The following is a 10,007-nucleotide window of genomic DNA, read 5'->3' as shown; positions in this document are numbered from 1 at the left end:
TTGCTTTTTTAATAGTGTGTGCTCACTTAAAATTTAACGTTGGCGCTTTGTTTTGTTCAGTTTTCAAAGAGCAATTTTCACAATCGTTCTTTCGAACGGCTTGTTTATTCATCATAACACTTTATTGATTAGTTGTCAACTTCTGCGAAGTTTTTAACTTATTTTAAATCGCTGTGTTTTTCAGCGACCATTTCATCTTATCATTTTCATAGTAAGAAGTCAATAGTTATTATTTTCTTCTAGCAATCTGCCAAAAGCGGATGAAGTTTTTCGTTTGTCTTAGTTGGTGCTTATTTATATTAATCCTATTTCACCTTAAAGTCAACGCTTTTTCTCTATATTATTATATTTGTTTGAGTGCACAGTCTATTAGCTTCTAAAGTTTAAACAATTCCATGACAGTACTTATATAAATAGAAAGAAATGTAACCATACATAATTACTTTGTGGATTGTATATTATCATTCTGCAGGGATGCAAAGTGTAAAAAAGAGCTCCTTCAGCTGTTTAATTAAATTGACTACCCCCTATCCCCTCGAATATTCATTGTTTTTTCCCTAATTCTTGAATGTCTTGCCAGTATACCTGTCCGTCTTTCTCCTCAGAGGAAAAGTTTTGCAAAGAACAGATAGGGTTATCGGCAAAAAAACTCAGAACTCCTCTGTAAACATCCATACTACATATAATAGCCTAATAAACTCCTGTATATCTTTTTTATGAATGACATCTAAATCTAATGAATAATGGAGTGTGGAATATAACCAAATTGACTTCACAATTTCCATCATGTTAATATATAACCAAGTAAGATAATCGGAATAGTTAATTTTATACTTTTCAAGCTAACTTTTAATTAAACATAACTATATAGCTAAAAGGAGATGGGAATATGAAAGCAGCAATGGTAATACCAGGTGCGGAATCTTTTTTCTTACCCGGCAATTCTATCGGTATCCTTATTTGCCATGGTTTTAATGGAACACCACAAAGCGTAAGGTATTTAGGTGAAAAATTCGCTGCCAAAGGCTTTACTGTCTTCGCTCCCAGATTGGCGGGCCACGGAACGAATGAAGGTGAAATGGAAACGAGCCATTATCAAGAATGGATACAAGATGTTGAAATGGCCTATGCAAAGTTAAAGCGAACCTGCACCAAAGTATTCGCTATTGGCCAATCAATGGGAGGAGCTCTTGTCCTGGATTTAGCTACAAAAGTGGCTTGTGACGGGATTCTAACCATCAATGCCGCTCTTCAAGTTCCTGAATATGAAATATACCGTAACCAATTGGTTCCACGCTTCATTCCTGAAGGCAAACCAGACATAAAAGATGATACGACCAAAGAAGTCACATATGACCAAGTTCCGTCAAAAGCGATTAATCAATTGCTCGATATAATGGAACATACCAGTCAACTACTTAAAAACATTACGTGCCCAATACTCCTCTTCCATTCTCCAGAAGATCACGTTGTACCAGACCTATGTTCCTATCAGATTTACGAAACTGTCATGTCCAGTGATAAGGAAATGGTGCCCCTTGAAAATTCATATCATGTGGCCTCGTTGGATTATGATAAAGATCATATCATTCAACGGTCATGTCAATTCATTCAAAAGCAAAATAAAAGGGCAACAATCGCTTCTTAACCTCCTTTCACTATAAATTGGGTTTACCCATACACTTCATGGGTATATAAAGTATATAAAGAAAAAGGAGGTAACATAATGAGCGGTTTATCAGACAAAGTAAAAAGTACTGTAAATAAGGTTAAAGGTGAAACGAAAGACCAGGTCGGAAACGCGAAAAATGATCCTCACTTACAAGCAGAAGGTAAAGTCGATAAATTAAAAGGCAATTTACAGGATAACATTAGTAAATTGAAAAATAACCGTTGAAGCAATAGATGGGTACATTATTCACTCAATACTCTTAACGAACATTCTTGCCCCCCCTTATATAGAGAAGAGGCGGCAGATAATCTGCCACCTCTTCCTTCTTTAATTTGCTTGAATAACTACAACACACATATCATCCGGTTGATCTTGCTGCATTTTCGGAGGCATCAAAAAATCAATAGGGGGAGTTTCTTTACAATCTAACCATCTCATCGAGACCGCTTCTTTTATTTGGCTGAGCCCTTCTGTCCCTTCCCGATCAATAGCTTCCATGACTCCATCCGTAAATAGCATAAGCTGAATCTTCTCTTCATAATGAATGATGGATTTTTCTATCTTCATCTCGGTAAAGAAACCAACTGGACATGTCCCTTTTGAAAGGGATGCCACTTTTCCATCATCTATTAAAGCAAAGCCTGGAGGATGTCCAGCATTCACATATTCCACTGTCTTTTGCTCTGTATCAATGAGCAAATAAATCGCGGTAAAATAATAATGTACTAGGTTGTCCTCTTTATTAAGGGTACTCATCCAGCGATTCATTTCGTTTATGACTGCCACTGGATCAGTATGTGTCCTGATGGCATCTCTCAAAACTGAAGAAATGAACATACACACAAGTGAGGCTGAAATGCCATGCCCCATCATATCCAACAGGATGATCCCATACCGATTTTCATCAATACGGTGCCAATAGTACATATCCCCTGCCAATTTATTCGCAGGTAAGTATGATGCTCTTATAGTTAAGTGGTCATTTCTAATGGGCTCACTTAATAAACTGCTTTGAACCTGCATGGAGAGATCCAATTCGTTGCGAATTTTTTCATCCTGCATTTTATGCCAATCTTTTTCATATTTAAGTCTTAAACCCACGCGAATTCTCGCAAGTAAATCTATTTTATTGATAGGCTTCATTATATAATCAATACCGCCCACATCAAGTGCCTCGGCCACCTTGTTTGAATCTTCAAGAGCGGTCACAAAAATAACCGGTATATCTTTAAGGTGAGGAATACTTTGAAGCCTCCTGCATGCCTCTATCCCATCGATCTCCGGCATCATAATATCAAGCAGAATGATATCAACTGAAGTCTCTTTAGGTTGCGGACTATCCACCTGTAAATATTCAAACATCTCAACAGCTGAAGTTAATGATAGAAAGTCCGTATAGCCAGCTCGCTTTAGAATTTTCTCTATAACGAAAAGGTTAACCTGGTTATCATCTACGATTAGAATCGTCATTCTTTCATTCCCCTTTTGGCTTATATCGAGCGGTAACATTTATCTTTATAATATGGATCAGTTTAATAAAGCTCCCATAACAATTATTTTCCCATTATATTATAACGAAGTTCAGTCTCTTTTAATAATAATAAAGCACGACAACGAATATAAAATGAAGACCAACTCATTGTTTATACCCCTTCTTCCGACACCATAAACATAGAAATGCAAAAAAAGCGGAAAATATAGTATATCCCTATAAATTAAAAGAAAGAGTACGCAAATATGCGTACTCTTTCTTTTTACAATTTCCGATAAATCCGTTCCTTTGAGTCAAAGTCCTCATAATCTTCCGAAAAGGATGATGTATGAAGTGTTTCCTTACTGCCAACTGCAAGGAAACCGTCTTTACAAAGACTGTCATAAAACAACTGATTAACATAGGTCTGTAATTCACCGGTAAAGTAAATCATCACATTCCGGCACATTATGATATGAAATTCATTGAACGAACCATCAGTAACTAAATTATGCTGGAAAAACACAATGTTTTTAAGGAGACTCGAATCAAGGTAGGCATTTTGATAATCGGTTGTGTAATACTCCGAAAATTCTCGGTTACCGCCAGCATGCAGATAGTTTTTTGTATAAGACTGCATTCTATTTAATGGTAATATTCCTTTTTCCGCATGACTGAGGACTTCATCATTCATATCAGTGGCATAAATCCTTGCCTTATCATAAAGTCCTTCTTCCTTGAGGATGATCGCCATGGAAAAGGCTTCTTCACCGGTCGAACAACCAGCATGCCATATTCTGATTTCGGGAAGGTTTTTCAAAAGCGGAACGATATTCAAACGAAAAGCTTTAAAGAATTCCGGATCGCGAAACATTTCTGTAACATTTATTGAAAAATCCTTCAAAAGCTTCTCGACATAGCCTTTTTCATATAAAACCATTTCTATCATTCCGCTAATCCTGCGAATATGATCCAGTCTCATTCTATTTTCAACTCTTCTTTTAATTGAAGAACGCATATACTTGCGAAAGTCAAAGCCGGAAACGGAATAAATGGCCTCTAACAATAATTCGATTTCTATATCTTCTCTTTCTTCAATCGTTAAAGTATCCTTCATGCAAAACCTTCCTTACCCATACTATCAATCAATTAATTAGTCAGCCATACTCTTAGAACGGATAACAGCTGATCTAATTTTAATGGCTTGCTGACATAATCGGAAGCGCCAGCCTTCAGGCATTTTTCCCTATCGCCTTTCATCGCTTTGGCCGTTAGCGCGATGATTGGAAGATTCTCGAACTTACTTTGCTCGCGAATTCTGGTCATCGTTTCGTAACCGTCCATGCCTGGCATCATGATATCCATCAATATTACATCTATATCGTTACCTTTTTCAAGGAGTTCCAAACATTCGTAGCCGTTTTCAGCTGTAAGGATTTCCATCCCCTCATGCTTCAGGGCATTTTTCAGTGCAAATATATTTCGGTGGTCATCATCGACGACAAGTACTGTTTTATTGCAGAATGGTTTGGCCTTATCCCGATCTTCTTCATCCATCATACCTGCATCCGGTTCTCCCTGATCGCCAAAAGGTGCCGCAGGCTCATCGTGGTTAGCAGCAGCTGCCACTTCTGGAGAAGCCGCTATTGCTTCGCCAACATTTTTGAAGCCCTCTGGCATGCTTGGAATAAAGAGGGTGAAGGTACTGCCTTGCCCTTCTTCACTATCTACAATCACCCAGCCTCCTAGGAGTTTGGCAAACTCCCGGCAAATCGATAGCCCAAGTCCTGTACCGCCATATTTTCTCATTGTAGCTCCATCACCTTGCTGGAACGCTTCAAAGATAAGTTTTTGCTTCTCTTTTGAAATTCCGATACCCGTATCCTTCACCTTAATTTCAACCCAATTGCTAGCTCCTTTTGTCTGTATCCATTGTGCTACATTTTCTTCATCAGCTTTTTTGATTTGGACTGACACATAACCTTTTTCTGTGAATTTAAATGCATTGGACAACAGGTTTTTCAAAATTTGCTGGAAGCGTTGTTCATCCGTAAAGAAAATATCCGGAACATTTTTATCTTTTTCTATTATAAAGTCAATGTTCTTTTTCTTGGCTACATGATCGAAGTTACGGTGCAATAACTCAGGAAGTTCACTCATATTCATTTCATCAAAGACCACTTCGAGCTTTCCGACTTCAACTTTTGATAAATCCAAAATGTCATTGATCAACGTTAATAAGTCTTGCCCTGATGAGTTAATGACACGAGCGAATTCCTGTTGCTCTTCAGTTAATTTACTATCATTTGGATCGGAAAGCATTTCTGATAAAATCAGAATACTATTGAGCGGTGTCCGCAATTCATGGGACATATTTGCCATGAACTCCGATTTATATTTTGAACTTAACTTTAATTCTTCGGCTTGTTTTTCAAGGTTTTGTTTTGCGACTTGAAGCTCTTTTGATTTTTCTTCCGTTTCACGGTTTCTCTCTTCTAATTGTTCATTAATCATCCGCAACTCTTCAGCCTGTGTTTGCAGTTCCTCTGATTGGGCTTGCATTTCCTCTGACTGTGATTGTAATTCTTCCGATTGAGCCTGTAACTCTTCGGTTTGTGCCTGTGATTCTTGCAATAAACGCTCTATTTCCATCCGGCCCTCTACATTATTAATCGTAATGCCTAGAGTATCAAGAACCTGGTTCAGGAAATGTTTTTGCAACTTCGTAAAGGCCTCCAAGCTTGCCAATTCAACCATCGCCACAACTTCATCCTCAAAAACCACTGGCGCAATGACAATGCTTTTCGGATTGACTTCCCCTAATCCCGTTGTAACCAAGTGGAAATCTTCAGGAATATCGTCAATGACTTTCGATTTCTTTTCAAGGGCGCATTGTCCGATCAAACCTTCGCCCATACGGAATTCACGTCTGCCTGAGTCTTCACCATCTCCTGCAAAGCTGGCAAGCTTAACAAAACGCATATCCTCACCCTCACCCCGCTTGAGGTAAAAAGCTCCAATTGAAGCTCCCATCATCGGTGCAAGTCTCGTAATGAATCGGTCAGCTAGAACTTCCACCTCAACAATGCGCTGATACATGGTAGCTATATCTGCAACACGGGTCTGGATCCAGTTCTGTTCACTGATCTTATCAGTGAAATCTTTCTCTTTTCGATTATAAACTTCAAGCGATTCAGCCATATCATTGAACGATCTCGCTATATCACCAATTTCATCAGTAGTTCGAACCGGAATTCTAGGTACGACCGATAAATTTTTAAAATCGATATTTTTGATGACTTTCGTAATGGATTGCAGATCTTTCGATGTACTGCGAATCATCCAAACAACTGTTACGGAAATAACCAAAATGCTGAGAATGACCGCAAAAATCACAAAACCGATCATATCTTCATAAGTTTGTTTCGAATTACTTAAGGTATCTTTCATGACACCTTCTTGGTAATCCTTAAATTCATCCATCGTACTGATGACTTTCTTTCGTTTTTCCCTTTGATCGTCCATCAAGTTTGAAAGATCATCCGAAGAGTTTCCCGATTTTATCTTTTGGATGATCTCAGCCTCAGTTATGGAGTAAGAAGCATATTGAGTTTCAAACTCTTTCAATAATTGTTTTGCTTTCACCCTCTGTAAACTGCCTGATAACCCTGCAATTTTTGATTCAATCAAACTATGATTCTCATTGATGATTTCAAGGCTCTCTGCTCTTTCTTCTTTATTTGCATCATTAGCTGCAAACAAAATCTCACGGTCCGACCTAGAAAACAGCTGACGGATTTCCATCGAAGCTTGAACCTTTTCGTAGCGATTTTCAACTATTTCCGTCATGCTACTCTTTAGATTGTTAAGCATGAACATCATGAAAGAAAGTAAAATAGCCAAGAAAAGTAAGATTAAACCGAATCCCAACATTTGCTTCTTCCTAAAACCCATTTTCCCGCCCACCTTCATACAAATTTATAATCAGCCAGAAATAAACGGCATTGCAAAATACATCTTATTACTATCATTTGGATCACTAGGAATTTTCTTTATATGCTTTTAATTTACTAAATGATAGATAGATTCATTGCTCAGACTCCATTTTAACATTTCCATAGCTAAAATGGTTACCTGCAGAGTTTTTTTAAATGCATTCCTTTTTCCAATTAAGTGGCAGTCTATCTTTTCCATTGTTATAACCAAAAGGCCATTGTCCGAACCGAGGACAGTTTTTAAATCCGTATTTACTCATAATAAAAGCCGAAAGTTTTCACCTTCGGCTCTTGTTGCGAATCTGTTATTGAATTTTCTTCACTTCCACATATAAAACATGGTGGTCGGCCATTTCCTTTACAGTAAATTCATATCCGGCATATTCAATTCTATCCCCGACCGCAATCTCAAATCGGCCTGTCAGGAACCATCCGCCCAATGTATCGATATCTTCCTCTGGCAAATCGATTGCAAGGGTATCATTGACGTCTTCAACCAATGTTTTTGCATCGAAAACATAATGTCCTTCATTAATTTTTTGAATAAGCGGACGTTCATCCTGGTCAAATTCATCCTGTATTTCCCCAACGATTTCTTCAAGGATGTCTTCAACTGTAACAAGGCCGGCAGTTCCGCCATATTCATCAGTCAAGACCGCCATATGAATCCGTTCCTTCTGCATTTTCAGCAGCAGATCATGAATGGCGATCGTTTCAAGAACACGGATGACAGGTGTTACAAAGGAATCCACCGTCAGCTCTGTTACATTTTCCTCTGTAATCGTCGCTGTATAAAGTCTCTTGATATTGACCATTCCCACGACATTATCTTTATCACCGTCTATGACTGGGTACCTTGTGTATTGTTCTTCTTGAATAAGTTCAACAACTTCCAATAAAGGCATGCCCTTTTCGATAACGGTCATTTCCGTACGCGGAACCATGATCTCATTCGCAATACGCTCATCAAATTCAAATATCTGGTTTACATATTTGTATTCCGACTGGTTGATCTCACCGCTTTTATAGCTTTCCGATAAAATGATGCGCAGTTCTTCTTCAGAGTGGGCCATTTCGGACTCAGAAGCAGGCTTTAATCCGAATATGCCAGTTAGGAGACGGGCAGAACCATTCAGTAACCAAATAAATGGGTACAAAATCCGGTAAAAGAGAATTAACGGCTTTGAAAAAAGCAAGGTTACCTCTTCTGCCTTTTGGATCGCAACTGTTTTTGGTGCCAGTTCCCCCACTACAACATGAAGGAATGTTACAGAACCGAATGCGATTACGAAAGAAATGATATGACTTACCGATTCCTCTAATCCCCATTTATTGAACAATGGTCTTAAAATCGCCTCAACTGTCGGTTCACCCAAGACCCCCAAACCTAAGGCAGTTACTGTAATCCCCAACTGACAGGCAGATAAGTACTCATCAATATGGGTCGTCACTTTCTTAGCCGCAAGTGCATTTCTATGCCCTTCTTCAATCAACTGATTGATTCGGGAACTTCTGACTTTCACGATTGCAAATTCCGATGCAACGAAAAATGCGGTTAATGCTATTAGTACAGCTACTGCTAATAATTTTATAAAAATCTCCAATATGTGCGGGTTCACCATGAAGTGCCTATCCTTCTAACATTTGGATTAGACATACACGGTTTAATCCCAAGCACCTCCTGTATAAATGGGTTTATTCGTTTCAAAAAGCGATTTTCGCCTTAACATGAACCAAAACCATTTAGCCTATATCGTTAATATGCACCTTTGCACACAAAATAATAGGGAATAAATTTTAATCATACCAGCAACACTAGTAATGATTGGATCAAGGCCATGCTTTCATGGGAAATCTGTTTTTTTAGAAGAAGCTCATTTTTTTCGTCTTTTTTAATCAAGCTGATGACTTCTTGAAGTTCTTCGTTCAGGCCATCCATTTTATTTTTCAGTTGAAGACCTGTTTCCTCAATTGCTGATGCGAATTCCTTTTCCTGTTTAAATATATCTTTTATGTCTTCCAATGAAAGGTTCTTTCTTTTATATCCCTCGATACTGCGGAGCCTTTCAAGTTCACCTACCGAATAATAGCGGTAATTAGAGGCGGAACGCTCTGCTTTAAGCAGGCCTAAGTTCGTATAATAATCAACGGTTCGTTTTGTAACATTCGCCATTTCCGCCAACTCGCCAATTTTTAATGTCTCGTTCCCAATATAACCCCTCCAAACCGTAACGTGATGGTTTAGACAATCTGAACATATGTCTTTTCCGCCATGACGTTTTATTCTATCCTCTAATCGTACATTATTTTTATTGAAATGAAAAATATTTTTAATTAGATAAAAGGATAAATATTGTTTTATTCACATTTTTACCCTTCATGGATAAACAAAAACCGATTAATTGAATAATCGGTTTAATTTATGATTTAAGCCATGGATTCTATTTTTTTGTTTTAACTGAAAATTGATTGCTCAATATCTTAGGACCGCATTGGCATAGGGAAGAATGCTTTAGCCTTTTTATTGGTTTTCCGCATGTTTCACAGACTTTTGCTACCATTTAAACTGTCCTCCTCGCTTTAACTGCTTGTTATACCTATTATACTACCTCAATAATGATAATCAATACTATATTAAAATTATTATAAACTATAGGGTGATTTTTCATTTGTATCACTTATTTTATAAGCATCTCACTTCACAAGTGATACATATGGCTTTTGGTGATTCCTTTGGCAGCGGGACTTTTAGGCCTTCTCTTTAAAAATGGGACTGACATACGTCAGTCCCACAGTTTGTAGACAAAAGGGGTTCGGAATTAAAAAATTCCGAACCCCTTTTTGAGATTCCCTTTGAATTTTTGCCTGA

Annotated in this window: 7 protein-coding genes; 2 read left to right on the top strand and 5 right to left on the bottom strand. The window is 37.9% G+C overall.

Annotated features, from left to right (window positions below):
* Positions 1–889 precede the first annotated feature (889 nt).
* Together ACFX4L_RS23945 and ACFX4L_RS23940 are read left to right on the top strand one after the other, a co-directional pair.
* Positions 890–1,648 carry an alpha/beta hydrolase gene (locus tag ACFX4L_RS23945; RefSeq protein WP_377406441.1) on the top strand — a complete coding sequence of 253 codons (759 nt, stop codon included), beginning with the start codon at positions 890–892 and terminating at the stop codon, positions 1,646–1,648.
* 78 nt (positions 1,649–1,726) lie between these two features.
* The gene (locus tag ACFX4L_RS23940) at positions 1,727–1,897 is read left to right on the top strand and encodes a CsbD family protein (protein WP_081108663.1); all 171 of its coding nucleotides are present in this window, start codon (positions 1,727–1,729) and stop codon (positions 1,895–1,897) included.
* A 102-nt stretch (positions 1,898–1,999) separates the two neighbouring features.
* Here ACFX4L_RS23940 and ACFX4L_RS23935 read toward each other — a convergent pair whose 3' ends face one another.
* From ACFX4L_RS23935 to ACFX4L_RS23915, 5 genes are all read right to left on the bottom strand, one after another.
* Positions 2,000–3,142, bottom strand: coding sequence for a PP2C family protein-serine/threonine phosphatase (locus ACFX4L_RS23935; RefSeq protein WP_377387266.1), 1,143 nt, complete (start codon positions 3,140–3,142; stop codon positions 2,000–2,002).
* Positions 3,143–3,426: 284 nt separating this feature from the next.
* A complete protein-coding gene (locus ACFX4L_RS23930) occupies positions 3,427–4,260 on the bottom strand; it encodes a CheR family methyltransferase (protein WP_377387269.1) in 834 nt (277 codons plus the stop codon).
* A 32-nt stretch (positions 4,261–4,292) separates the two neighbouring features.
* Entirely contained in the window at positions 4,293–7,097 is a 2,805-nt protein-coding gene (locus tag ACFX4L_RS23925; protein WP_377387272.1) for a response regulator, read from the bottom strand.
* 346 nt (positions 7,098–7,443) lie between these two features.
* On the bottom strand, positions 7,444–8,742 hold the full coding sequence (locus ACFX4L_RS23920) for a hemolysin family protein (protein ID WP_089363940.1): 1,299 nt from the start codon (positions 8,740–8,742) through the stop codon (positions 7,444–7,446).
* Positions 8,743–8,939: 197 nt separating this feature from the next.
* Positions 8,940–9,311: a MerR family transcriptional regulator gene (locus ACFX4L_RS23915; protein ID WP_377387278.1), complete on the bottom strand. Its 372-nt coding sequence runs from the start codon at positions 9,309–9,311 to the stop codon at positions 8,940–8,942.
* Positions 9,312–10,007 lie beyond the last annotated feature (696 nt).

The sequence above is a fragment of the Peribacillus sp. YIM B13482 genome (genome assembly GCF_042787975.1).
GTDB classification, from domain to species: domain Bacteria; phylum Bacillota; class Bacilli; order Bacillales; family DSM-1321; genus Peribacillus; species Peribacillus simplex_A.
This window is presented reverse-complemented; position numbering and strand designations above follow the sequence as displayed.